Source organism: Streptomyces sp. NPDC048277, assembly GCF_040652235.1.
Taxonomy (GTDB): Bacteria; Actinomycetota; Actinomycetes; order Streptomycetales; family Streptomycetaceae; genus Streptomyces.
The window spans coordinates 137,819-162,305 of sequence record NZ_JBEZLQ010000017.1 but is presented as its reverse complement, the minus strand read 5'-3'; the positions used below and the strand labels follow the sequence as shown (position 1 = coordinate 162,305).

At 71.6% G+C, this 24,487-nt stretch carries 20 protein-coding genes; 12 read left to right on the top strand and 8 right to left on the bottom strand.

What is annotated here, in order from left to right; all coding sequences use genetic code 11:
• A complete protein-coding gene (locus tag AB0D85_RS32560) occupies positions 1-975 on the top strand; it encodes an antibiotic biosynthesis monooxygenase (RefSeq protein WP_362328177.1) in 975 nt (324 codons plus the stop codon).
• A gap of 21 nt (positions 976-996) precedes the next feature.
• Here AB0D85_RS32560 and AB0D85_RS32555 read toward each other — a convergent pair whose 3' ends face one another.
• From AB0D85_RS32555 to AB0D85_RS32545, 3 genes are read right to left on the bottom strand one after another with little or no spacing between them, the layout of a single operon-like run.
• A complete protein-coding gene (locus AB0D85_RS32555; RefSeq protein ID WP_362328175.1) occupies positions 997-2,019 on the bottom strand; it encodes a TolB-like translocation protein in 1,023 nt (340 codons plus the stop codon).
• 44 nt (positions 2,020-2,063) lie between these two features.
• A complete protein-coding gene (locus AB0D85_RS32550) occupies positions 2,064-3,371 on the bottom strand; it encodes an MFS transporter (RefSeq protein WP_362328173.1) in 1,308 nt (435 codons plus the stop codon).
• A 25-nt stretch (positions 3,372-3,396) separates the two neighbouring features.
• Positions 3,397-4,248 (bottom strand): glycosyltransferase family 2 protein, encoded by an 852-nt coding sequence (locus AB0D85_RS32545; RefSeq protein ID WP_362328171.1) that lies wholly within the window; start codon positions 4,246-4,248, stop codon positions 3,397-3,399.
• Positions 4,249-4,542: 294 nt separating this feature from the next.
• On the opposite strand from AB0D85_RS32545, the gene AB0D85_RS32540 reads away from it, so the two are divergent.
• The 8 genes from AB0D85_RS32540 (at position 4,543) to AB0D85_RS32505 (ending at position 15,846) form a co-directional block, all read left to right on the top strand.
• Positions 4,543-5,982, top strand: coding sequence for an exopolysaccharide biosynthesis polyprenyl glycosylphosphotransferase (locus AB0D85_RS32540; RefSeq protein WP_362328169.1), 1,440 nt, complete (start codon positions 4,543-4,545; stop codon positions 5,980-5,982).
• A gap of 68 nt (positions 5,983-6,050) precedes the next feature.
• Positions 6,051-7,100, top strand: coding sequence for a Gfo/Idh/MocA family oxidoreductase (locus AB0D85_RS32535; RefSeq protein WP_362328166.1), 1,050 nt, complete (start codon positions 6,051-6,053; stop codon positions 7,098-7,100).
• 31 nt (positions 7,101-7,131) lie between these two features.
• Positions 7,132-8,106, top strand: coding sequence for an SDR family NAD(P)-dependent oxidoreductase (locus tag AB0D85_RS32530; RefSeq protein ID WP_362328164.1), 975 nt, complete (start codon positions 7,132-7,134; stop codon positions 8,104-8,106).
• On the top strand, positions 8,103-9,242 hold the full coding sequence (locus AB0D85_RS32525) for a DegT/DnrJ/EryC1/StrS family aminotransferase (protein ID WP_362328162.1): 1,140 nt from the start codon (positions 8,103-8,105) through the stop codon (positions 9,240-9,242). Before AB0D85_RS32530 ends, AB0D85_RS32525 begins: the two co-directional genes overlap by 4 nt.
• A complete protein-coding gene (locus tag AB0D85_RS32520; RefSeq protein ID WP_362328160.1) occupies positions 9,239-9,928 on the top strand; it encodes an acetyltransferase in 690 nt (229 codons plus the stop codon). Before AB0D85_RS32525 ends, AB0D85_RS32520 begins: the two co-directional genes overlap by 4 nt.
• The gene (locus tag AB0D85_RS32515; RefSeq protein ID WP_362328158.1) at positions 9,925-11,043 is read left to right on the top strand and encodes a DegT/DnrJ/EryC1/StrS family aminotransferase; all 1,119 of its coding nucleotides are present in this window, start codon (positions 9,925-9,927) and stop codon (positions 11,041-11,043) included. Before AB0D85_RS32520 ends, AB0D85_RS32515 begins: the two co-directional genes overlap by 4 nt.
• A gap of 81 nt (positions 11,044-11,124) precedes the next feature.
• Positions 11,125-14,724 (top strand): DUF4082 domain-containing protein, encoded by a 3,600-nt coding sequence (locus AB0D85_RS32510; protein ID WP_362328156.1) that lies wholly within the window; start codon positions 11,125-11,127, stop codon positions 14,722-14,724.
• Between the two features lie 75 nt (positions 14,725-14,799).
• Positions 14,800-15,846, top strand: coding sequence for a glycosyltransferase (locus AB0D85_RS32505; protein ID WP_362328154.1), 1,047 nt, complete (start codon positions 14,800-14,802; stop codon positions 15,844-15,846).
• A 20-nt stretch (positions 15,847-15,866) separates the two neighbouring features.
• On the opposite strand, the gene AB0D85_RS32500 is transcribed toward AB0D85_RS32505, so the two are convergent.
• Entirely contained in the window at positions 15,867-16,538 is a 672-nt protein-coding gene (locus AB0D85_RS32500; protein WP_362328152.1) for a hypothetical protein, read from the bottom strand.
• 68 nt (positions 16,539-16,606) lie between these two features.
• On the opposite strand from AB0D85_RS32500, the gene AB0D85_RS32495 reads away from it, so the two are divergent.
• The 3 genes from AB0D85_RS32495 (at position 16,607) to AB0D85_RS32485 (ending at position 20,803) form a co-directional block, all read left to right on the top strand.
• Complete coding sequence (locus AB0D85_RS32495; protein ID WP_362328150.1) at positions 16,607-18,664, top strand: O-antigen ligase family protein; 2,058 nt, start codon at positions 16,607-16,609, stop codon at positions 18,662-18,664.
• The gene (locus AB0D85_RS32490; protein ID WP_362328148.1) at positions 18,661-19,548 is read left to right on the top strand and encodes a glycosyltransferase family 2 protein; all 888 of its coding nucleotides are present in this window, start codon (positions 18,661-18,663) and stop codon (positions 19,546-19,548) included. The genes AB0D85_RS32495 and AB0D85_RS32490 overlap by 4 nt, the downstream gene beginning before the upstream one ends.
• Positions 19,549-19,693: 145 nt before the next feature.
• Positions 19,694-20,803 carry an acyltransferase gene (locus AB0D85_RS32485; RefSeq protein WP_362328146.1) on the top strand — a complete coding sequence of 370 codons (1,110 nt, stop codon included), beginning with the start codon at positions 19,694-19,696 and terminating at the stop codon, positions 20,801-20,803.
• 27 nt (positions 20,804-20,830) lie between these two features.
• Here AB0D85_RS32485 and AB0D85_RS32480 read toward each other — a convergent pair whose 3' ends face one another.
• From AB0D85_RS32480 to AB0D85_RS32465, 4 genes are read right to left on the bottom strand one after another with little or no spacing between them, the layout of a single operon-like run.
• Entirely contained in the window at positions 20,831-21,823 is a 993-nt protein-coding gene (locus AB0D85_RS32480; RefSeq protein ID WP_362328144.1) for a class I SAM-dependent methyltransferase, read from the bottom strand.
• Positions 21,817-22,494, bottom strand: coding sequence for a class I SAM-dependent methyltransferase (locus tag AB0D85_RS32475; protein ID WP_362328142.1), 678 nt, complete (start codon positions 22,492-22,494; stop codon positions 21,817-21,819). The genes AB0D85_RS32480 and AB0D85_RS32475 overlap by 7 nt, the downstream gene beginning before the upstream one ends.
• A gap of 56 nt (positions 22,495-22,550) precedes the next feature.
• Positions 22,551-23,363 (bottom strand): glycosyltransferase family 2 protein, encoded by an 813-nt coding sequence (locus AB0D85_RS32470; protein WP_362328140.1) that lies wholly within the window; start codon positions 23,361-23,363, stop codon positions 22,551-22,553.
• The gene (locus AB0D85_RS32465; RefSeq protein WP_362328138.1) at positions 23,360-24,487 is read right to left on the bottom strand and encodes a hypothetical protein; all 1,128 of its coding nucleotides are present in this window, start codon (positions 24,485-24,487) and stop codon (positions 23,360-23,362) included. The genes AB0D85_RS32470 and AB0D85_RS32465 overlap by 4 nt, the downstream gene beginning before the upstream one ends.

The window sequence follows — 24,487 nt, the reverse complement described above, 5'->3', positions numbered from 1 at the left end:
ATGAACACCGAGAAGAACGTGGCCGCCGCGGCGACGGCGATCATCGGCCAGAAGGTCCTCGCCGGGAGGGACGGGGAGTTCGAGAAGTGGCAGGAGGGCCTGAACACCGCGGCCGCCTACTACCCCGGTTTCCTCGGCGCCGAGATCTCCCGGCCGACACCGCTGCAGCCGGACTGGGTCATCGTGTACCGGTTCGACTCGGTGGCGCATCTGCAGGCGTGGATCAACAGCGGGACCAGGGCGACGTATCTCGACGTCGGCGCCCAGTACTTCGACGGCCCGGCGACCCAGCAGGTGGTCAGCAGCGGCACCCAGGAACTGGACCCGCTGGTCACCGTGGTGGTCACCCACCGCGTCCACCCGAACCAGGTCGACGACTTCCTCGCATGGCAGCAGCACATGGTCCAGGAGGAGAGCAAGTTCGAGGGGTTCCGCGGGAGCGAGATCTTCCGCCCCATCGAGGGGCTCCAGGAGGAATGGACCACGCTGTACCGCTACGACAGCGCCGAGCACCTCGACGCCTGGCTGACGTCACCCCAACGGCAGCAGGCCCTGGCCGAGGGCGAGAAGTTCAGCGACTTCAGACTGCGGACGATCGACAACTCCTTCGGCAGCTGGTTCGCCTTCGGGGGCAACGGCAAGGACGCACCGCCGCCGCCCTCCGAGACCAGGACCTCGCTCGCCATCTGGGTGGGCCTGTACCCGACCGTCGTGCTGCTGACCCTCGCCCTGTCCCCGCTGCATCTGCGGCTCTGGATCGGCCTGCTGGTGGGCAACCTGCTGTCCAGTTTCATCATGAGCTTCCTGACCATGCCCTACTACGTGAACCCGCTGCTCGGGCGCTGGCTGCGGCCGCCGCCGGACGAACCGGCGGTCCGGAGCAACGTCCGCGGCCTGGGCGTGGTCGCGGCCGCGATGGTCTGCTGGGCCGTCGTCTTCTATCTCGTCACGGTCCGGTTCTGGACCCTGCCCTGACCGGCGACGGCCGGCCCGCGTCTACAGCGGCGCCGGGGAGGACGCGCCCGCGATCAGCAGGCTCGGCTTTCCGGTGCCGTCGGCCGGGACGCTCCACAGGTCGGTGCTCTTGACGTCGCCGTCGCTGGGCAGGGCGTAGGCGACGGTGCGGTTGTCCAGCCAGGTGGCCTGGTCGTCGACGCTGTGGCGTTCGGCGAGCGGTGTCTCGCGCAGGGTGCGCAGGTCGAGGACGTACTCGTGCCACAGGTCGGTACGGGACAGCACCCGCTTCTTGAAGGCGACCCGGGTCCCGTCGGGGGAGAGCGAGGGGCACTCCACGTTCTCCACGAGCGTGGTGACCGTACGCCGGGACAGCGAACCCCGCACCAGGTAGGTCTTGTCTGCGGTGTTGAGGGTGGCGTAGAAGGTGTCGTCGTCGGTGGCGAAGGTGACGCCCCAGAAGTTGATGTCCGAGGCGTGGTAGGGCTTGCCGTCCTTGATGATCGAGAAGGTCTCCAGGCTGGGCGTCAGCTTCATGGTGCGGGTGTCCAGGACCGAGGTCCGGGTGGAGAAGAACGCGGACGCGTAGGACTCGCCGGAGACGAAGACCGTCCAGGCGACGAAGCGGCCGCTGGGGGAGACCCGGGCCCGGCTGGGGGTGCCCGCGAGCGGGAAGGTGCGCCTGGTGCGCAGGTCGGCGTCCAGGAGCAGGGCGCGGTTGCTCTGCTTGAGGACGCCGGGGTTGGACTGGAGGCAGACGCCGGTGCCGGCCGCCGCGTAGAAGCGGACGCACTTGAGGTCGGAGGCGGTCCGGCCGCCCCCGGGGTCGGCCGACGGGACCGAGGCGACCGCGGTGCGGTGCGGGCCGGCCGCCGCGTTGACGAACATCAGGCGGCTCTTCTGGGCGAGTGTCAGCCTGCCCGCGCTGACCGTGGGGTCGCCCGCGTGCGGCTGGTTCGCCTGGTCCGCGCGGGCGGCGGCGTGCAGGACCACGCCGGTGCCCAGGCCGGCGAGCACCAGGACCGCCGCGAGGAGTACGAGCAGACGGCGGCGCATGGATGTCATCTGGTTCCCTTGGTTCCCGGTGGCTTTCGGGGTGGCTGTGGTGGTCATCGGGTCCCGCCCGCCGGACGCAGCACCAGGCCCGCGACGGCCGCGCAGCACAGCAGGCCGACCGCCGAGCCGGCCAGCGCCGGGCCGTCGCCCCACACCGTCCAGGCGGCGCCGAAGGCCAGCGAGCAGCAGAACCGGGCCAGCGCCTGGCTGGTGCCGACGATGGCGAGGCCGCTGGCGCGCAGCTGTTCGGGCACGAGGCCGGCGAGGGCGGCCGGGAGCACCCCGTCGGTGGCCGCGTAGAACGTGCCGTGCAGGGCGAGGACGAGCGGGACGGGAACCGGCGTGGCCGGGGCCCAGAGCAGGAGTGCGTAGGCGGTGAGCAGGGCCGCGTGCCCGGCGAGGAACACCGTGCGCCGTCCGATGCGGTCGGCGAGCGCGCCGACGGGCACGGCCAGCAGCAGGAACACCACGGCGGTGCCCAGCGGCAGCAGTGTGAACCACTGCTCGCCGACGCCGGCCCGCCGCTGCAGGAGCAGGTAGACGAAGGCGTCGCTGACCGTGGTCAGCCCGAGCAGCGCGGCACAGCCGGCGAGCGCGCGGAGCCGGGGGATGCGCAGCAGTTCGAGCGCCTCGCGGACGCGGACCGGCGGCCTGGCGGTCGGCCCGTTCCCCTCCGCGGCCTTCCCGCCGGCCTCCCCGGCGGCCTCCTCCTCGGCCCCGGGGCCCTTCGCCCTGCCCGGCACGAACAGCACCAGGACGACCACGCCCAGGGCGGCGACGCACGCGCTCACGCCGAACACCGCGTCGTAGCCGTCGGTCGCCGCGCGCAGGATGAGGAAGGCCGCCAGCGGGCCGAGCATCGCGCCGGTGGTGTCCATCGCGCGGTGCACGCCGAAGGCGCGGCCCTGGCTCTCGGCCGGGGTGGACAGGGAGATCATCGCGTCGCGCGGGGCGGTGCGCAGGCCCTTGCCGGTCCGTTCCAGGGCGAGGACCGTGCCGAGGGTGCCGATGCTGCCGGCGAACAGGAGCAGCGGTTTGCACAGCGCGGACAGGCCGTAGCCGAGCCCGGCCAGCAGCTTGTGGTTGCGGATGCGGTCGGCGAGGTGGCCGCCGGTGAGCTGGACCAGGGCGCTGACGCCGTTGTAGACGCCGTCGAGGGTGCCGAACCCCAGCGGGCTGAAGCCGAGCGTGGTGACGAGGTACAGCGGCAGGACGGCGGTGACCATCTCCGAGGAGATGTCGGTGATCAGGCTGACCGTGCCCAGCACCAGCACGACGGGTGCGACCCTGCGCCCCGGCCCGCGTCTTCGGTCCCGGTCGGTGTCCGCCTGGGCAGGCTGGGAGCGGTCGGTGAGGTACAAGAAAGGAACTCCAGGTCGGGTGCGGTCAGTTCTGCCGGCTGCTCTCGTCCCGCAGCCAGGTGCCGAAGTCCTGGGCCCGGATGGCCTTTTCGGCCTTTCTGCGGGCGACGACCGCCGCGCCGACGAAGACCAGGACGGCCACGAAGAGCCCCGGTTCCCGGCGGAGCAGCGCTGTCAGGTCGGCCTTGCTGGTGCGCGCCGAGGCACCTTCCGGCCCCTGGTGCTGCTCGACCTGGGCGGTGGACACCATGGCCCGGACGCGCCGCTTGATCAAGTCCCGCCAGGTGCGCGGCGGTTGGATCACCGCACCGGCCGCGCCGACCACGAGCCGTTCCTCCGGGGTGAACGCGAGGGACGCGGCGAGATCGTCCGCCATCAGCGGCGGCAGCGCGGCGATCCGGGTGTGCCCGGCCTTGGAGACCGCGATGACGCCCCGCCCGAACAGCCCTTCGCGTACGACGGGCAGCCGCTGCCACACCCGGTAGTAGGCGCGCACCCGCCAGGCGCAGGAGACCAGCGGGATCCGTCGTTCGGGGGCGGTGGCGAGGACGCCCGAGGCCTCGTCGTCCAGGGGCTCGGTCAGTGCCCGTACGTCGGCCCCCGTGATCACGACGTCGGCGTCCACGTAGAGGCGCGGGAAGCCGCGCGCGTGGTCGTCGCCGGCCCGCAGCGCGGCGTGCTTGGAGGGCACGGGGATCTCCACCACCCGTACGCGCGGGCCGCGTTCGGCCGCGATCCGCGCGGTGTCGTCGGTGCAGCCATTGCATACGACCACGATGTCGGCGTCGCCCTCGGGTGAGGAATCAGCCAACAGCGAATCGAGGAGTCGGCCGATGACTCGGGCCTCGTTGTGGGCCGGGATCACGATGCTCGTCACGGGGGCAGTATGCCGTCGGCGTCACTATTGCGACATGTGTTTCGTCCAACTGTTCCCGAGACTGCGCCGCGTGGTCTAGATTGATGGCCGCCGGACCGGTTTGGGTGGGGAACTCGTTCTTGACTGCACGTCACGGACCGGCAGTTGAACGGATCTGAACATTCAGAACAACCAGTACGTACCAGCATGCCGGGGGCATGAGGCGGTTGGGGAACCGCCGAAGCTCCCTCGCTTTCCAGTGCCGCTGTGTCCAGGGCACTTCGGTCAGGGTTAGCCGCATGTGGTGGGGGGCGCATGACCATTGAGGTCACGCATGAGCAATCGGTCGTGGAACGCAGACTTCCACAGGGCCGCCGAAGACGTTGGGAACGGAAGTACCGCATTGTCCTGCTGGTCGCGGACGGCCTCGCGGCCGTCGCCGCGGCCTTCCTGATCCACGCGGCCTACGGCCGCTGGGCGGTGGCCCTGGTGCTGCCCCCGACCTGGATCGTGGCCATGCTGGCCCACCGTTCCTACGACCGCAGCACACTCGGTCTGGGAACCGAGGAGTACCGGCGGGTGCTCCGCGGGGCCGTCGCGCTGCCGGCGCTCGCCGCCGCCGCGTACTGGCTGTTCACCCGCGATTCGGATCTCCTTCATGACATGATCATGGCTGCGGTGCCCGCTGCCGCGATCGCCCTCGCGGGCCGGTACACGCTGCGCCGCCGGCTGCACCGGCGCTGGGCCCGCAGCCAGGACGGGAGCGCGACGCTCCTGGTCGGGCCGTCGCGCGGCATCGCGGAGCTGGTCACGGTGCTCAGACGCGGCGGCACACCGAAGCTCCAGGCCGCCGGGGTGTGCCTGACCGACCCCGAGAACGCCCGGGAGATCCGCAAGCTGGGGCTCCCCGCCCTCGGCGGCGTCGGCGGCATGAACGACGTCGTCCGGGCCCTCGGCATCAGCACCGTGGTGGTGCTGCCCGCGCCCGAGTTCGACGCTTCCGTCCTGCGCCGGATGTCCTGGACCGCCGCCGTGCAGGGCGTCGACTTCCTGCTGGCCCCCGTGCTGACCGACGTCGCCGCCGCCCGGCTGGCGGTACGGCCCACCAACGGGGTGCCGCTGGTGCGGATCAAACCGCCCAACCTCTCCCGGATCTCCCGGCTCCCCAAGGAACTGCTGGATCGTTCCCTCGCGGCCGCGCTGCTCCTCCTCCTCGCGCTGCCGATGCTGCTGATCGCCCTGGTCGTCCGGCTGGACAGCTCCGGCCCCGCCCTCTTCCGGCAGCAGCGGGTGGGCCGGTACGGCGACCACTTCACCATGCTGAAGTTCCGCACCATGCGGCCCGACTCGGAGGCCCTGCGCGCGGAACTGGAGCACCTCAACGAGAACAGCGACGGCCTGCTGTTCAAGGTGAAGGAGGACCCGCGGATCACCCGGGTCGGCTCGTTCCTGCGCCGCAGCTCGCTCGACGAACTCCCGCAGCTGGTCAACGTCGTCAAGGGCCAGATGTCGCTCGTCGGCCCCCGGCCGCCGCTGCCCGAGGAGGTCGAGGAGTACTCGGCGGACATCAAACGCCGGCTGCTGGTCAAGCCCGGCCTGACCGGACTGTGGCAGGTCAGCGGACGCTCCGACCTGCCCTGGGACGAGGCGGTCCGGCTCGATCTCGGATACGTGGACAACTGGTCGATGGGCCTGGACCTGTCGATCCTGGCGCGCACCGGGGCCGTGGTGGTGCGCGGAACGGGGGCCTACTGATGGACCGCTCACCGAAGGACCGCTCACCGAAGGACCGCTCACCCGAGGACCGAGGGAAGAGGCAGGCAGTGACGCAGGAGCCGTTGGGGGTCGCGGTCGTCGGGGCCGGCTACTGGGGCCCCAACCTCGTACGCAACTTCCAGGCCAGCGACCGCTTCCGGCTGCGCTGGCTGTGCGACCTCGACGTGGACCGGGCCCGCCGGGTCCTCGGCGGCTACTCGACGGTCGAGGCCACCTCGGACTACGCGGCCGTCCTCGCCGACCCCTCGGTGGCCGCCGTCGCCGTGGCCACGCCCGCCGGCACCCACCTCGACATCGCCCTCGCCGCCCTGCGCGCCGGCAAGCACGTGCTCGTGGAGAAGCCGCTCGCGGCGACCTACGCCGACGGGATGCGCCTGGTGACCGAGGCCGAGGAACGCGGCCTCACCCTGATGTGCGACCACACCTACTGCTACACCCCCGCCGTGGGCCGGATCCGCGAACTGGTCCGCTCCGGCGAACTCGGCGAGATCCACTTCGTCGACTCGGTCCGTATCAACCTCGGGCTCGTCCAGAAGGACATCGACGTGCTGTGGGACCTCGCCCCGCACGACCTGTCGATCCTGGACTTCATCCTCCCCGACAACGTCGAGCCGGTCGCCGTCGCCGCCCACGGGGCCGACCCGCTCGGCGCCGGCCAGGCCTGCGTGGCCTATCTGACGCTCCAGCTCAACACCGGCGCCATCGCCCACGTGCACGTCAACTGGCTCTCCCCGACCAAGGTGCGCACCACCATGGTGGGCGGCTCCAAGCGCACCCTCATCTGGGACGACCTCAACCCCGCCCAGCGCGTGGCGATCTTCGACCGGGGCGTGGACCTGGCGTCGCCGCAGGAGATCGGCGCCGACGAACGCCGGGACATGCTCGTCTCCTACCGCTCCGGGGACATGGTCGCGCCCGCGATCGGCGAGAAGGAAGCGCTGCGCAGCATGGTCGACGAGTTCGGCGAGGCGATCGGACAGGGCCGGGCGCCGCTCACCGACGGCCGGGCGGGCCTCAGGGTGCTGGACATTCTCGAGGCGGCGTCGCGAAGCCTCGAGTTCAAGGGCGCGGTCGTCGGTCTGCGCGCCGGGCGTTGAGCACAACCAATCCATCGAGAGGGCAAGGCAGTTGAGCAGCGTACGCGGCAAGAAGATCCTGGTCACCGGGGGAGCGGGCACGATCGGCTCCAACCTCGTCGACCTGCTGGCCGAGGGCGGCGCCCGCGAGGTCGTCGTCCTCGACAACCTCGTGCGCGGGCGGCGGGCCAACCTCGCCCGGGCCCTGCCCAGCGGTGTCGTGGAACTCGTCGAGGGCGACGTCCGGGACGCCGACACCGTACGGAAGGTCACCGAGGGCGCCGACCTGGTGTTCCACCTCGCCGCGATCCGTATCACCCAGTGCGCGGAGGAGCCCCGGCTCGCCAACGAGGTCCTGGTCGACGGCACCTTCAACGTCCTGGAGGCGGCGGCCGCGGCCGGCGTCGCCAAGGTGGTCGCCTCGTCCTCGGCGTCCGTCTACGGCATGGCCGAGGAGTTCCCGACGACCGAGCGCCACCACCCGTACAACAACGACACCTTCTACGGCGCCGCGAAGGCCTTCAACGAGGGCATGCTGCGCAGCTTCCACGCCATGTACGGCCTGGACTACGTGGCCCTGCGCTACTTCAACGTCTACGGCCCCCGGATGGACATCCACGGCCTCTACACCGAGGTCCTCATCCGCTGGATGGAGCGCATCGAGGCGGGCGAGCCGCCGCTGATCCTCGGCGACGGCAGCCAGACCATGGACTTCGTCGACGTCCGCGACATCGCCAGGGCCAACGTCCTGGCCGCCGAGTCGGACCTCACCGACGAGGTCTTCAACATCGCGAGCGGCACGGAGACTTCGCTCAAGGAGCTCGCCGAGGGCCTGCTGGAGGCGATGGGCGCCGAAGGCCTGGAGCCGGTGCACGGACCCGCCCGCACGGTGAACTCGGTGGTCCGCCGGCTCGCGGACACCTCGCAGGCCGTCGAGCGGCTCGGGTTCACGGCCGAGATCGACCTGCGCACCGGACTGCGCGACCTGGTCCAGTGGTGGCGCGCGGAGCGGGAGGCCGCCAAGTGAGCACCGACCGCATCCCGGTGATGATCCCCTGGCTCGGCGAGGAGGAGGCCAAGGCCGCCTCCGACGCCGTCCTGTCCGGGTGGGTCGCCCAGGGCCCCCGGGTCGCCGCCTTCGAGAAGGCCTTCGCCGAGCGGGTGGGCGCCGAGCACGGCATCGCCGTCAGCTCCTGCACCACCGCCCTGCACCTCTCCCTCGTCGCCCTGGGCATTGGCCCCGGCGACGAGGTCGTGGTGCCCTCGCTGTCCTTCATCGCCACCGCCAACGCCGTACGGTACGTCGGTGCCGAGCCGGTGTTCGCCGACGTCGACCCGGCCACCGGCAACCTGACCCCGGCCACCGTGGACGCCGTTCGCACCGCCCGCACCAGGGCCGTCCTCGCCGTCCACCAGGGCGGTGTCCCGGCCGATGTGCACGCCCTGCGGGCCGCCTGCGCCGACCGGGACCTGCCGCTGGTCGAGGACGCGGCCTGCGCCATCGGCTCGACCGTCGGCGGCAAGCCCGTCGGCCACGGCGCGCTGCTCGCCGCCTGGTCCTTCCATCCGCGCAAGCTCGTCACCACGGGCGAGGGCGGCATGATCACCACCGACGACGCCGAGTGGGCGGCCCGGCTGCGCCGGCTGCGCGAGCACGGCATGAACGCCTCGGCGGCGGACCGGCACGCGAGCAACAAGCCGGTCCTGGAAAGCTACCTGGAAGTCGGCTTCAACTACCGGATGACCGACGTCCAGGCCGCCATCGGCCTGGTCCAGCTCGGCAAGCTCGACGCGATGATCGCCCGCCGCCGCGAACTGGCGGCCCGCTACGACGCGTTGCTGCACGACGTCCCCGGCCTCACCCCCGTACGCGACCCTGCGCACGGCACGAGCAATTTCCAGTCCTACTGGGTGCTGCTCGACGAGGACTTCCCGGTCGGCCGGGACGAGCTGCTCGCCGCACTCGCCGAGGCCGGCGTCTCGGCCCGGCGCGGGATCATGGCCGCGCACCTCGAACCCGCCTACGCGGACCATCCGCGCGCACCGCTGCCGGTCACCGAGCGCCTCACCCGTGGCTCGCTGATCCTGCCCCTGTTCCACACGATGACCGAGGCACAGCAGGACCGCGTCGTGACCGCACTGCGCGAACAGGCCCGGAGATGACCGGACTTGTGATCGTCGGGGCCGGCGGTTTCGCCCGCGAGACCGCGCAGGCCGTCGCGGACGCGGGCGAGTTCAAGCTGCTCGGGCACCTCGACGACAACCCCGCCCTGCACGGCACCGAGGTGGACGGCGTGCCCGTCCTCGGCGGCTGCGACCTGGTCCACGAGCTGACCCACGCCCGCGTGGTGATCTGCGTGGGCAACCCCCGGGACTACGCGGCCCGCGCCCGGCTGGTCCGCCGGTTCGGCCTGTCCGACGACCGCTACGCCACCGTCGTCCATCCGACGGCCTCGGTGTCGGAGACCTCCGCGGTCGGCCCCGGCTCGGTCCTGCTCGCGCACTGCGTGCTGACCGCCGCCGTGCGCGTCGGCGCGCATGTCGCCGTGATGCCGCACGTCGTCCTCACCCATGACGACGTGGTCGAGGACTTCGCGACGATCACGTCCGGCGTCCGGCTGGGCGGGGGAGTCAGGTTGCGGCAGGGGGCCTACGTGGGCTCCGGGGCCCTGGTCAGGGAGGGCACGACGGTCGGCGCCTGGGCGCTGGTCGGGATGGGGAGCGCCGTGCTCGGCGACGTACCGCCGGGCGAGGTCTGGGCGGGGAGCCCGGCCCGGCGGCTGCGCGCGGCGGACGCGCCCGCGCTGGACGAACTCGCGACACCGACAGTGGGGGGACCGCTGACATGAACCAGATTCCGCTCGTGGACCTCAAGGCGGCCCACGCGGAGGTCGCCGACGAGGTACGGGCCGGATTCGAAAGGGTCCTGGCCGGCACCGCGTTCGTCGGCGGCGACGAAGTACGCGGATTCGAGCGCGAATACGCCGACTTCGGCGGCGTCGCGCACTGCGTGGGCGTCGCCAACGGCACCGACGCCGTCGAACTCGCCCTGCGCGCGAGCGGGGTCGGGGTCGGCGACGAGGTCGTGGTGCCCGCCAACACCTTCATCGCCACCGTCGGCGCGGTCGCCAGGATCGGGGCGCGCCCGGTCCTCGCCGACTGCCTGCCCGACAGCCACCTGCTCGACCCGCAGGCCGCCCTGGACGCGGTCGGCCCGGCCACACGCGCGGTCGTCCCCGTCCACCTCTACGGACAGCTGGCCGACGTGACGGCGCTGACCGGCCGACTGCCCGACGGCGTAAGGGTCGTGGAGGACGCCGCCCAGTGCCAGGGCGCCACCCGCGACGGCCGTACGCCCGGCAGCGGCGGCATCGCGGCCACCAGCTTCTACCCGGGCAAGAACCTGGGCGCCTACGGGGACGCGGGCGCGGTGCTCACCGACGACGAGGAACTCGCCGGCCTGGTGCGCGCGATCGCCAACCACGGCGGAGTCGCCAAGTACCGGCACGACGTGCCCGGCTTCAACAGCCGCCTGGACGGCCTGCAGGCCGTCGTCCTGCGGGCGAAGCTGGCACGCCTCGCGGACGGCAACGCGGCCCGCCGGGCGGCCGCGGCCCGCTACGACACCCTCCTCGCCGGCCTGGCAGCGGCCGGCCGCGTCGTCCTCCCGGCCACGGCACCCGGCAACGTCCACGTCTGGCACCTGTACGTCGTCCAGGTCACCGGCGCCGACCGGGACGACATCGTCGGCAAGCTCAACGCCGAGGGCATCGGCGCCGGGGTGCACTATCCCGCCCCGGTGCACCTGACACCGGCGTACCGCCATCTCGGGTACGGCCGGGGCGACTTCCCGAACGCCGAGAAGGCGGCGGACCGGATCCTGTCGCTGCCGCTGTACCCGCAGATCACCCCCGACCAGCAGCAGCGGGTCGTGGACGCGTTCGCCGACGCCCTCCGCGGCTGACCGGCACCCGCTTCAAGCGCCACCCCCCGCATCACCTCGACCCCACGGGTCGGCCCTGCACAGCACCGCTGAGAGGTACACATGAGAAAATGGAGCAGACGGATCCGGGGCGGGCGCCTCGCCGTCGTAGCAGCATTGATACTGGCGGTGCTCCCGCTGGCCGGGTCAGCCCAGGCGGCCTCCGACCCATGCGGTTCGGGCTCCAACCCGATCGTGTGCGAGAACTCCAAGACGGGCACCCCCAAGGACGACTGGTTCTCGCCCAACGCCTACGGTGACATCAAGGGCTTCACCACCAAGGAGAGCGTCCAGGCCGGGGACACCGTCCAGTTCAAGGTCCAGTCGCCCGTCTCCTACAACATCCAGATCTTCCGGCTCGGCTGGTACGGCGGCGACGGCGCCCGCCAGATGTCGACCGACGCCCAGGCGGCCGTGACGTACCCGGCCAACTACACGACGAACCCGGCCAGTTGCACCACCAAGAGCAGCACCGGCCTGGTCGACTGCGGCAACTGGCCGGTGACCTCGACCTGGACCGTGCCCAGCGACGCCGTGTCCGGCCTGTACATCGCGAACATCACGCAGACCGACGGCAACGGCCTGATGCCGTACCCGTTCGTGGTCCGCAACGACTCCAGCACCTCCGACATCGTCGTACAGACCAGCGACCAGACCTGGCAGGCGTACAACGACTACGGCGGCCAGGACCTGTACGGCGGCACCGGGCCCGCGCCCGACGGCCGCGCCTACGAGGTCAGCTACAACCGGCCGCTGGACGTCGGCGGCGACAACGGCATCTACGGCTCCGAGTTCGAGATGCTGTCCTGGCTGGAGCGCAACGGCTACGACGTCAGCTACCTGTCCGGCGTGGACGTGTCGTCGAGCAACGGCGCGACCCTGCTGGAGAAGCACAAGATGTACATGTCGTCCGGCCATGACGAGTACTGGACGCAGAGCCAGTACTCCAATGTCCTGGCGGCGCGCAAGGCCGGTGTGCAGCAGGGCTTCTTCAGCGGCAACGAGGTCTTCTGGAAGACGCGGCTGGCCCCCAGCATCGACGGCACGAACACGGCCGACCGCACCCTGGTCTGCTACAAGATGACCAAGATGGCGTTCAACAACGGCATCGCCGATCCCAGCGGCACCTGGACCGGCACCTGGATGGATCCGACCAGCACCAACTACGGCCAGAGCTACCAGCCGCCGAACATCCTCACCGGTTCCATGTTCCAGGCGAACGGCTACCGCGCCGACGCGATCACCGTCCCCGGCTCGTACGGCAAGAACCGGATCTGGCGCAACACCTCCATCGCGAGCCTCACCTCCGGCCAGACCGCGACCTTCCCGACCGGCACGCTCGGCTACGAGTGGGACAGCGACCTCGACAACAGCACCAGACCCGCCGGCGAGATCGACGTGTCCTCCACCACGGTGGACATCACCGACGGCACCTACCGGCTGGACTGGGGCAACCTGTACGGCAACGGCACGGCGACGCACAACCTCGTCGAGTTCCGCGACCAGGACTCCGGAGCCCTGGTGTTCGGGACCGGGACCGTGCAGTGGTCGTGGGGCCTGACCAACGTCCCCACCTACAACGCTGCCGACACGGTGGTCACCGAGGACTCCCGGATGCAGCAGGCGACGGTGAACGTCCTCGCCGACATGGGCGTCCAGCCGCTGACCCTGCAGAGCAACCTGGTCGCCGCCTCGAAGTCCACCGACACCACCGGCCCGGCCGTCACCGTGACCAGCCCGTCCTCCGGGGCCACCGTCCCGGCGCTGAAGGCGGTCACCATCAAGGGCACCGCCACCGACTCCGCAGGCGTGGTGGCCCGGGTCGAGGTGTCCACGGACGGCGGCACGACCTGGGAGGCCGCCACCGGCCTCGGGTCCTGGACCTACAGCTGGACCCCGACCACCCCGGGCTCCGCGTCCATCAAGGTCCGCGCGGTCGACGACAGCGTCAACATCGGCGCCGTCACCACCATCCCGGTGACCGTCGGCCCCCAGGCCTGCCCGTGCACCATCTGGCCGGCCTCGGCCGTGCCCGGCACCGTCAACGCCGGCGACGGCGGCTCGGTGGAGCTCGGCGTCAAGTTCCGCACCACCGTGGCCGGTTCGGTCACCGGAGTGCGCTTCTACAAGTCGCCCGTCAACACCGGCACCCACATCGGCAGCCTGTGGACGGCCTCCGGCACCCGCCTGGCCACCGGCACCTTCACCGACGAGACGGCCTCCGGCTGGCAGCAGCTGAACTTCTCCACCCCGGTGACCGTCAAGGCCAACACCACCTATGTCGCCTCGTACTTCGCCCCCAACGGCGGATACTCCTACGACCCCTCCTTCGCGAGCAGCGGCGCCGGACTGGCCCCGCTGACGGCCCTGCAGACCGGGGTCGACGGCGGCAACGGCGTCTACCACTACGGCTCGACCAGCGCCTTCCCGTCCTCGGCGGCCGCGGGCAGCAACTACTGGGTCGACGTGGTGCTCGACACCTCGACGGCCAGCACGACCCCGCCCACCGTCTCCTCGACGTCCCCGACCTCCGGGGCGACGGGCGCGTCGATCACGGCACCGGTGTCGGCCACCTTCAGCTCGGCCGTCGACACCGACAGCGTGACGTTCACCCTGAAGGACCCGGACGGCAACACCGTGCCCGGGGCCGTCACCTTCCCCGCGTCGAACAAGGCGACCTTCACCCCGTCGACGGAGCTGGAGCTCAACACCCAGTACACCGCGTCCGTGCAGGCCTCCGACGTGTGGGGCAACACCATGACGGACCCGGTGACCTGGTCCTTCACCACCAGTTCCACGCCGCCCGCGGTCACCTGCCCCTGCTCGCTGTGGAGTTCCTCCGCCACCCCGGCCACCACCGACATGACCGCCGACCCCAACTCCGTGGAGCTGGGCACCCGGTTCACGTCCTCCGCGGCCGGCTGGGTCACCGGTGTCACCTTCTACAAGGGCACCGGCAACACGGGCACCCACACCGGCAGCCTGTGGACCGACGACGGCACGCTGCTCGCCAGCGGCACCTTCACCAACGAGACGGCCTCCGGCTGGCAGACGCTGACCTTCGCCACCCCGGTGGCGATCACCGCCGACACCGCCTACGTCGTCTCCTACCACGCGCCGAACGGCAACTACGCGGTGGACGGCGGCTACTTCGCGGCGGCCCACAAGTCCTATCCGCTGACGGCCACGGCCGACACCACCACCCACCACAACGGGCTCTACAAGTACGGCGACTCGGCCTTCCCTAACGGTTCCTACGGATCCGCGAACTACTGGGTCGGCCCCGTCTTCACCGCCGACGACCCGAGCGCGTCCCTGGCCGCGTCGGTCGCCGCCTCGGAGGTGACCGCGGCCACCGTGGCGCACACCGCCGACGCGGCGAGCGCCCTCGTCCTGTCCGTCCCGGCCAAGGCACCGGTGACGTCCGTGCAGGCGACCGTGACGATCCTGAAGGGCTCCCAGGCCGCCAGGAAGCTCCACGTCACGGCCGTCGTCTCCTACAACCGGGCGACCCACCGGGCGACCGTCCACCTGTCCGCACCGCTGCCGGACGGCACCCGGTTCAAGGTCACGGTCACGGCGCGGGACAGACACCGCGACACCGTCAAGTCCCAGAGCTGGACCCTGACCAGCAAGACCACCTTCAAGAAGAAAAAGAACTGACCCGTCCCCACACACCGTCGGTGGCCCGCGCCCAGCCGGGCGCGGGCCACCGACGGGGATTGGCTTCCCCGACCCATGAGCAGCGTCAGTGTTGTGATCCCCTGCTACAAGTACGGCCATTTCCTCGCCGACTGCGTGAGCAGCGTCCTGGACGAGCAGGACGGCGTTGACGTCCGGGTCCTCATCATCGACGACGCCTCGCCCGACGACTCGGCGGAGGCCGCGCTCAAGCTGGCCGCCGCCGACCCGCGGATCGAGGTCCTCGTCCACGAGACCAACAAGGGCCACATCGCCACGTACAACGAGGGCCTCCTGGAGTGGGCCGACGGCGACTACGTGGCCCTCCTGTCCGCCGACGACCGACTGGTCCCGGGCGCGCTGGTGCGCGCCGCCGCCCTGCTGGACGCCCACCCCGAGGCGGGCTTCGCCTACGGGCGCCCGCTGCGCTTCCAGCACGGCGGCCCGCTGCCCGCTGCCCGTACGCAGAGCACCGGTTCGGTCGTGTACCCCGGCCAGTGGTGGCTGGAGCGCCGCTTCCGCGAGGGCACCGGCTGCATCACCTCACCGGAGGTCGTGGTCCGCACGGACCTGCAGCGCAGGGTCGGCGGCTACGACCCCGCCCTGCCGCACGCCGGCGACATCGAGATGTGGATGCGGCTCGCCGCGCACGCCGACGTCGGCTACATACGCGGCGCCGACCAGGCCTTCTACCGCGTCCACGGCAACAACATGTCCACCGTCGACTTCGGCGGCCAGCTCGACGACCTGCGCCAGCGCCTCGTCGCCTTCGACTCGGTGCTCGACAAGTGCGGGGACCGGCTGCCGCACGCCGACCGCCTCGCCGAGCAGGTCCACACCCGCCTCGCCCGCTACGCCCTGCGCCGGGCCTACCGCGCCTACGACCGCGGCCGTACCGGCGTCGTACCGGTCGACGAGTGCGTGGCGTTCGCCGAGCGGTGCCTGCCGGGATACGCGGCGCTGCCCGAGTACCGGGCGCTGCGCCTGCGCAGACGGATCGGCCCGAAGGCGATGCCGTACCTGCAGCCCCTGGTGTGGTCGGCGGTGGCCGAGCGCGGACGGGAGTGGCTGTGGTGGGAGTCCTGGAAGCGCCGCGGTATCTGATGCGCGATCAGTTCAACGGCTCAGCCCGCCACCGCGATCCCCTCGACGGGGCGGACCGGCTCCGGGCGGACCTCCTCGCGCCGCCCGCGGCGCCGCGCGTACCGGTCCAACCACAGCGCGCCCAGGATCCCGGAGACAGCGCCCAGCAGGGCCGTACCCGCCAGGGCGCGGGTCCTGGTGCCCTGCACCGGGGTGGCGCTCGCGGCGACCAGCACGGATGCGCTGATCCGCGACGCCGGCGCGATCCCCTGGGCGTCCTGGAGGGCCGTCACATGCCGGGTGTAGGCCTCGATCACCCGGGTGACCGCCGTGTCGGCCTCGACGGCGTCGCCCCGCTGCGCCTGCACCTGCACCGAGGGGATCAGATAGCGCGGCGTCGCGCTGGTGCCGCTGTTGCGCGGGATCAGCTGGTACGTCCCGTGCACGCCGACGGCGTCCAGCTCCTTGCGCCCGGCGGGCGACTCCAGCTGCTGGATCACCCCGTACGACAGGGTGGCGAGCGGCGGCTGGAGGTTCGTCAGCTGGTTCGGCTGGTTGCCGGTCACGGGCGGCTTGAGGACGATCACCGCCGAACTCAGGTACTGCGGGGCCGGGTGCAGCACCTTGTAGGCTCCGGCGGCCGTCAGCGCCAGCGCGAGCAGCAGTACGTACCAGCGGCGGAGCAGCGCTTCGGCGACGTCACGAGGCGACACAGGGATTCCTTCCGTCGCCCCCGATCCTCGCAGGCGCCGGGGCGGATCGCCACCAAAAGGGAGTTCTCATGAGCCTCGCCGATCTCTTGGCCATCATGCGCAGGCGTTGGTACTTCATGGTGCCCCTCACCCTGCTCAGCCTGCTCGCGGGCGGCTATCTGTACCGGACCATCCCGGTGTCCTACGAGTCGCAGAGCTCCGTCACGCTCCTCGACTCCACGGCGATCGCCAAGCTGGCGCCCACCTTCGGCAACCCCCTGTCGAACGCGGGCGGTTCGCTGGTCGTCACGGCCGACGTGCTGATCAGGACGCTCCAGTCCGGCGACTCGGCCAAGGAACTGGCCTCCCGGGGGGTCACGGACCCGTACACGGTCGGGTTCGCACCGGACGCCGACAGCCCGCTGGTCACCCTGAGCGTCACCGGAACCGACCGGGCGAAGGTGCTCCGGGAGACCACCACGCTCACCCAGTTCACCGGGGAGCAGCTCAAGGCCCTGCAGGCCGCCGCCAAGGTACCCGCGGGGTACGCGGTGCAGACCGCGCCGGTCGTCCTGCCGCAGACCCCGGTCTCGCAGTCGAAGAGCCGCTACCAGGACATCGCGGCGGTCCTCATCCTCGGCATAGTGAGCGCGTTCCTGCTGTCCATCCTCGCCGAGGGCGTCGCGGTGGTCCGCCGCCGGGGCCGCGCCGTGGCCGGCTACGTGCCCCGGCGCCACCGTGCCCATCCCCCCGAGCGGCCCAAGGGCCTGCTGGTACGACGGCTGGACGCCACCACCGTCCTCACCGGCTACCTGGTGCTGGCCTTCTTCGTCCCCTCCAACCTCACCCTGCCCGCGCTCGGCGGCGTCGGCACCCCGGCCAACGTCTTCGCCCTGCTGGGACTCCTCTGGTACCTCGCGACCTGGCTCGGCGGCCGTATCCTGCCGGCGCCGGGGACCAGGCTGCCGCGCGTGACGATGTGCGTGCTCACCGCGGCGGTCCTGCTGTCCTACCTCGCCAACGCGACCCGCCAGAGCTCGCACGAGGAGGTCCTCGGAGCCGACCGGGGGCTCATCCTGCTCGGGGTGTGGGTGGCGCTCGTCGTGCTGTCCTCGGCCGGCATCCAGGAGCGCAGCCGCCTGGAGACCCTGATGCGCCGGCTCGTCGTCCTCGGCACCGTCGTCGCCCTGATCGGCTACTACGACTTCTTCGCCGCCACCAACATCGCCGACTCCATCCACATCCCCGGCCTGCACTCCAACACCGTCGGGCTGAGCGCCATGGACCGCGGCTCGTTCACCCGGCCGCGCTCCACCACCGCCCATCCGCTGGAGTTCGGCGGGATGCTCGCCATCCTGGTGCCCTTCGCCGTCCACCAGGCCTTCGACCCGGTGCGCCGGCACGCGGGCGCGCTGCGCCGCTGGGGCCCGGTGGCGATCATGGCGGGGGCGCTGCCGCTGACGGTGTCCCGGACGTCCATCATCGGCGCCGCCATCGTGATCCTGGTGATGGTGCCCCGCTGGAAGCCGCAGCGCCGCTGGGCCGCGATCGGCATCGTCCTGGGCTCGGTGGCCGGCTTCAAGGTGATCATCCCGGGGCTGATCGGAACCATCACCAACCTGTTCGCCACCTTCCTGTCCAACTCCGACAGCAGCACCCAGGCGCGCACCGTCAAGTACAGCGCGATCGTCCCCTACCTCAGCGAACGCCCGTGGTCCGGGCGGGGGTTCGGCACCTTCACCCCCGACCTGTACTTCTTCACGGACAACCAGTACATGCTGACCCTGGCCGAGACGGGTGCCCTCGGACTGGTCGCCCTGCTCGTCCTGTTCGTCACCGGGATCCACCAGGGCGGCGCCATCCGCAGGCTCGCCCGCACCGAGACGGACCGGGAACTGGGGCAGGCCTTCCTCGCCTCGGCCCTGGTCGCCCTGGTCATCAGCGCCACCTTCGACGCGCTCAGCTTCCCCATGTACGCGGGGATGTTCTTCCTGACATTGGGCGCCGGCGGCAGCTACCTCGGCTTCGTCCGCCGCGAGGCGGCCGCGGCCACGGCCACGGCCACCGCCATCCCCGTGCCCCGGAAGGCACCCGAGGCACCCGAGGCATCCGAAGCAGAGCCGCCCCAACTCGTGGAGTCCCGATGAGCACCGTCGCCGTCATCGTCGTCACCTGGAACAGCGCCGCGGTGCTCCCCGGGTTCCTCGCCGCGCTTCCCGACGGCATGGCCGGTCTCGAACACCGGCTCGTCGTCGCCGACAACGACTCCGCCGACGACACCGTGGAGGTGCTGCGGACCCTGGCGCCGGACGCCACGGTCGTCCAGACCGGCCGCAACGCCGGCTACGCGGCCGGGATCAACGCGGCGCTGTCCGCCGCCGGGGACCACGGAGCCGTGCTGATCTGCAACCCCGACATCCGGATGCGGCAGGGCTGCGCCAAACGCCTCGTCGACAGCCTCACGGACGGCGTCGGCATCGCCGTACCCCTTCTCTACGAAGAGGGCAGGGCCACCCCCCACCACTCGCTGCGCCGCGAGTCGACCGTCCTGCGGGCGCTCGGGGAGGCCGTGATCGGCAACACCCGGGCCGGCCGCTTCCCGGCCCTGAGCGAACTGGTCACCGACCCCTCCGCCTATCGACGTCCCACGCGCGCCGACTGGGCGACCGGCGCGCTGATGGCGGTCTCGGGCGACTGCCTGGCCTCCTGCGGCCCCTGGGACGAGTCCTTCTTCCTCTACTCCGAGGAGACCGAGTACTGCCTGCGGGCCCGCGACCACGGATACGCCACCCAACTGGAGCCGACCGCCGAGGCAGTCCACCTGGGCGGCGACTCCCAGGTCTCGCCCCGCCTCTGGACCCTCCTCACCCTCAACCGCGTCCGCCTCTACCGCCGACGCCACGGCCCCCTGGCCACCACCGCCTTCCGCACCGCGGTCCTCCTCAGGGAGACCTCCCGCGCTCTGCTCGGCCGCCCCGCCAGCCGAGCGGCAGCAGCTGCCCTGGCCCGACCGGGTGCCCTGCGCACATAGCGCCCCGCCAGGGGCGCGGGGAACTGCGCGACCAGCCACAACGCTCCCGCAGCCGCCCCACGACCCGTCCCGGCACATCCAGCGGCGCACCACGCGCCGGCCACATATCGACAACCCGCCCGCCCACCGGGCCTCAGGAGAATCCATGGGCGCAGTCGAGGCCACCGACAGATCGGACAGGCCCACCACCACGCACGCCGAAGGCTCCCGGCTCCCGTCCCTCACCGGGCTCCGATTCCTCGCGGCGTTCACCGTCTTCTGCTTCCACATCTCGATATCGGGACTGCTCGCCCCGTCCTCGACGCAACACGCGTTCGCGCGCACGGCAGGCGCAGGCGCCGTCGGCGTCTCGTTCTTCTTCGTCCTCAGCGGCTTCGTCCTGACCTGGTCGGCGCGGCCGGGGGACACGGCTCGCGCCTTCTGGCGGCGCCGGGCGGCGAAGATCTACCCGAACTACGTCGTCGCCTTCGTCATCTCCGTCGTCGGGCTGTACGCGACCGGCCACACCGTCGGCGTCCTGGTCGGCGCGGCGAACCTCGGGCTCGTCCAGGCGTGGTGGCCGGACCCGGCGGTCTACTTCGGCGCCAACTCGGTCAGTTGGTCACTGGCCTGCGAGGCGTTCTTCTACGCCCTCTTCCCCGCGTTGCTGCCCGTGCTGCGGCGCATCCGTCCGGAGCGGCTGTGGGCGAGCGCCGCGGCGTGCGTGGCGGCGGTGTTCGCGGTGCCCGTGGCGGCAACACTGCTGCCCGCCGACCGGCACTACTGGTTCGTCTACATCTTCCCGCCGGTCCGCCTGCTGGAGTTCGTGCTCGGGATCCTGATGGCGCTCGTCGTGCACAGCGGGCGCTGGCCGCGGATCCCGGTGTGGTCCGTCGGGGCGCTTCTCGTCGTCGCGTACGCCGTGACGCCGTACTTCCCGCCGGACGCGGAGACGTCGGCCGTCACCGTGATCCCGTTCGCGTTGCTCATCCCGGCCGTGGCGGTCGCCGACGCCGAGGGGAGGCGGAGCGTGTGGCGCAGCCGGTCCGCGGTGTGGCTGGGGGAGATCTCCTTCGCCTTCTACCTGATCCATCAGTCGGTGATCGTGGACCTGATGCGGGGACTGGACGCCCAGGGGTCGGGGCCGGCGCGGGCATGGGCGCTCACCGTCGGGGCGCTCGCCCTCTCCGTGGCGCTCGCCGGGCTCATGCACCGGTTCGTCGAGGTGCCCCTGATGCGGCGATTCGGACGCCGGAGAGCGCGCCACCCCGCGTGAGCGGGGTGGCGCCGCCGGCAGCCACGGTCAAACGGTCCGGCCCGCGTCCCGCGGCCGGCACACCATCGCGATGAAGTCGTGCCCCACATCGGGCAGCACCGCGTCCTCCGTCGCGAAGCACTCGTCCAGCAGCGCCGACGTCTCCGGCTCACCGTCCCGGAAGTTGTGCGCGATCCCGGAGAACGCGATGTGCAGCACCGTCCCCCCGTACGGCCGTTCCTCGACGACGTCGAACTCGCGCCGCAGGCCCGGCAGCAGCGCGGCGGCGTCGACCGCCTCCGAGGGGTCGTCCAGCACCATCGACAACCTGCTGGGCCGCACGACCCGGCGCTTGATCCGGCCGTCGGCCAGCCGCCGCCGTTCCTCGGGGAGCAGCGCCAGCAGCGCGTTCGCCGCGTCCAGTTGGGCGTCGGTCCACTGGAACCGGGTGGGGCCGACGAACTCGTCGATGACGAACGTCCCGCCCGGCTCGATCAGTTGGGCGAGGCGCGGCAGGGTCTCGTCGAGGTGGTCGAAGTGGTGCAGGGACTGCAGGCCCAGCAGGACGTCGAAGCGTTCCCCGTCGGCGGTCATCCGGTTGACGTCGGTGACCCGGAAGCGCAGGACGTCGGCGAGGCCGTTCTCGGCGGCGGCGCGGGTGGCGAAGTCGATCCGCTCCGGTGCCACGTCCACTCCCTCCAGGAGGGAGAACGCGCCGGTCTTCGCCCACAGCAGCTCGTTCCCGCCGGTGCCGCAGCCCAGCGACAGGCCGCGCAGATCGGTGCGCGGCGCGAAGTGCTTGGCGGCCACGTACTCGGGGAACGACGTGTCCGCGTCCCCGGTCATCAGCAGGTTCCAGCGTTTGATCACCGACGGGATCGCCCACCACTCGGTCAGCGAGGGGTCGACCTGGGACCAGTGCTGGACCACCCGGGCGCCGCCGCGCACCCGCAGCTTGGCCAGCACCGGGTCGAGGTCCAGCTTGCGCACCTTGCGCATCAGCCGGTCCGCGTCATGTCTGTTGACCAGGTTGTTCAGCATGCCGGCTCCGTTCTTACGGCTATGAGCGACTTCGGCGCACCGAGCACCCGCTCGCTGAGGAGCTCCGACCGGGGGAACAGGTAGCGCATCTCGGTGCGGGTCAGCAGCTCGATGTTGATCACGGCGTTCATCGCCGACTCCGGACTGTCCGGGCGGCTGTGCACGAGCGGCCAGTGCCTGACCAGCCGCGCCCTGGCGTTCAGCGGGAGGAACTGGAAGCCGGGTGCCACGAAGTGCGGTTCGACGGGGAAGTAGCGGTACGGGGTCTGGATCCAGTGCAGCGGCGCCAGTCGCTCGACGGCGGAGACGAACTTCTGGCGCTGGCTGTGGCCGCCCACGTGCTCGATGGTCGAGTTGGAGAACACCAGGTCGTAACCGCCCTTGTCGCTCAGTTCGGCGGCGACCGCCGGGTCGGTGACGTCGGCGTTCTCCGCGGTGATCCAGGCGGGCAGTTCGGCGGGGTGCGCCTCCAGGTTGATCAGGTGGACGTGCTTGGCGCGCACCGGCGCGCGCAGCCACATCTCGGCCGTCCCGCCCAGGTCCACCACGCTCATGTTCTCGATGCCGGGGAAGCAGCGCCGGAACCGTTCCCAGCGGGCGATGCGCAGTCGTTCGCCGAGCGAGCCCGGAGCGTCGACGAATTTGTTCCTGAGGGCGCGGGATCGTGGCACGGGATCAACCACCTGTGGTCGGAGCGGAAGGGAAGCAAGCGGACGGGGAGCGGGCCTCAACCGGGCTGTCGCCATTGGGTGTAGAAGCTGGCCGGGTTCATCAGGTACCGGACGGTGGGGTGCGGCACATGGCGCACGCGGTGCCTGCGCCCGTACCGGCGGATCAGCTCCCAGTCCTCCCGGGGCAGCACCTGAGGGGTCCGGCGCAGGCGGCTGAAGTGCAGGGCGCGGGTACGGCGGGCGACGAAGGCGTTGGTGTCCAGGAACGCCTCGCGGGCGGCCCGGCGCCGGTCGAAGGGCACCGACAGGACGTCGTTCTCGCTGCCGTCGGGCAGGACGCGGCGCAGTGCCGTGTAGACGCCGTCCGGTCCGCCGGGGGCGTCCAGGACCGCCAACGCCCGTTCCAGATGGTCGGGTTCCCACAGGTTGTCGTCGTCCAGGAACGCCACGTACCGCGAGCGGGTGAGGCGGATGCCCACATTGCGCACGACGCCCGCCACGCCGGTGTTGCGGGCCAGCGAGACGGCGAACAGCCGTGGGTCGGCGGGGAGTTCGGGCAGCCCGGCGCCGTCGTCGACGACGATGACGACCTGGTCGCGGACGGTCTGGTCCAGGGCCGAGCGCACCGCCGCCCGCAGCGCCTCGGGACGCCGGTGGGTGGCGATCACCGTGGCGACCAGGGCCGAGGGCGGTGCGGGCAGGCCGGCCGCCAGGCGTCGGGTCTCGGCGTCCTCGAACCGGCGCAGTCGCACCGCGCCGGGGGCCAGCAGGACCTTGTTCCTGGCCTCGAAGAGCACCAGCCAGCCGAAGAGCGCCTTGAGCAGGGTCCAGGGCGCCCGCGCGACACGGCGCGGCAGGCCGCCGCTCACGAGGCCGGCTCCGGGGTGACCGGGCGGCCGTCGGACATCCGGTTGTTCCGCCACACGTTTCCGGCGCCCTCCGCGTTCCAGTGGGCGACCGGGCCGTAGCCGCCGGAGCCGGGGTGGTACTCGGTCGAGAAGACGTTGTCCGTGACCCTGATACCGGTGGCGCCGGTGTCACCGCCGTAGAGGGCGTACGCGCCCCCGGCTATCCAGTTGTCGTCCACGGTGACGTTGCGGACCACCCCGCTGTCCGCGAACAGGCCGATGCTGCCCGAGGCCCCCTGCTTGAGGCTCGTCGGGTTCAGCAGCGTGTTGTGGCGGATGACCAGCTGCCCGTCGTTGCCGCCGCTGCTGATCACCGCGTTGGTGTGCTGCCACTCGCCGCCCTTGTTGACGAACGGGGCGATGTCGTGGACGTAGTTGTCGTGCAGGTTGCCCTGCCCCATGGCCAGGGCGTCGCCGAACACCGAGACGTCGCACCAGCCGACCTCGATGGAGCTGGTCCCCATGTTCGACACCGCGTAGTCCACGCCGCCGTTGTCCGGTCCCTTGCCGGGCACCGCGGTGATGGTGGAGTGCAGGATCCGCAGGCCGTGGTAGCCGGGGCGCAGGTTGACGCCCCACCAGTTGTCCGAGGTGATCTTCGTGTCGATGACGGTGACGTCGTTGGCGTAGACGTCGAGCGAGCCGGTGATGTCCCAGCCCCGGATGACCATCCCGTCGGTGCGGACGGCCAGGTAGCCGGTTTTGTGCGGTTCGAGAGGGACGCGGGGGCCGGTGGTGCGGGCGTCGGGGAAGCCGCAGGCGCCGGGCGAGGCGCATACGGCGGCCTTGGCCGTGGGTGTGCCGTTCGTGCCGGCCGTGGTGGTGGGCGTCGCCGTCGGGGACGGCACGCCGGTGGGGCTCCCCGGTGTCCCGGATGCCCCGGGTGTCCCCGTCGTCCCGTCGGCCGAGGCCGGCAGGCCGGCGCTCGCGGTCGCCGGGGATCCGCTCGCGGGGCAGGTCAGCGCGTCGTCCGGGCAGTCCGGCAACGCGGATTTGTTCGATCCCGAGCAGGCCGTTCCCATGACCGCCAGCAGGACGGCGAGCAGCGGCCACACGAGCGCGCTTCGGGCGGTACGCCGTGACAC

Bases quoted from the DNA above. Each gene is read 5' to 3' on its own strand.
- AB0D85_RS32560 (WP_362328177.1), top strand. From the start codon at position 1: ATGAACACCGAGAAGAACGTGGCCGCCGCGGCGACGGCGATCATCGGC.
- AB0D85_RS32555 (WP_362328175.1), bottom strand. From the start codon at position 2,019: ATGACATCCATGCGCCGCCGTCTGCTCGTACTCCTCGCGGCGGTCCTG.
- AB0D85_RS32540 (WP_362328169.1), top strand. From the start codon at position 4,543: ATGACCATTGAGGTCACGCATGAGCAATCGGTCGTGGAACGCAGACTT.
- AB0D85_RS32520 (WP_362328160.1), top strand. From the start codon at position 9,239: ATGACCGGACTTGTGATCGTCGGGGCCGGCGGTTTCGCCCGCGAGACC.
- AB0D85_RS32515 (WP_362328158.1), top strand. From the start codon at position 9,925: ATGAACCAGATTCCGCTCGTGGACCTCAAGGCGGCCCACGCGGAGGTC.
- AB0D85_RS32510 (WP_362328156.1), top strand. From the start codon at position 11,125: ATGAGAAAATGGAGCAGACGGATCCGGGGCGGGCGCCTCGCCGTCGTA.
- AB0D85_RS32505 (WP_362328154.1), top strand. From the start codon at position 14,800: ATGAGCAGCGTCAGTGTTGTGATCCCCTGCTACAAGTACGGCCATTTC.
- AB0D85_RS32495 (WP_362328150.1), top strand. From the start codon at position 16,607: ATGAGCCTCGCCGATCTCTTGGCCATCATGCGCAGGCGTTGGTACTTC.
- AB0D85_RS32490 (WP_362328148.1), top strand. From the start codon at position 18,661: ATGAGCACCGTCGCCGTCATCGTCGTCACCTGGAACAGCGCCGCGGTG.
- AB0D85_RS32485 (WP_362328146.1), top strand. From the start codon at position 19,694: ATGGGCGCAGTCGAGGCCACCGACAGATCGGACAGGCCCACCACCACG.
- AB0D85_RS32480 (WP_362328144.1), bottom strand. From the start codon at position 21,823: ATGCTGAACAACCTGGTCAACAGACATGACGCGGACCGGCTGATGCGC.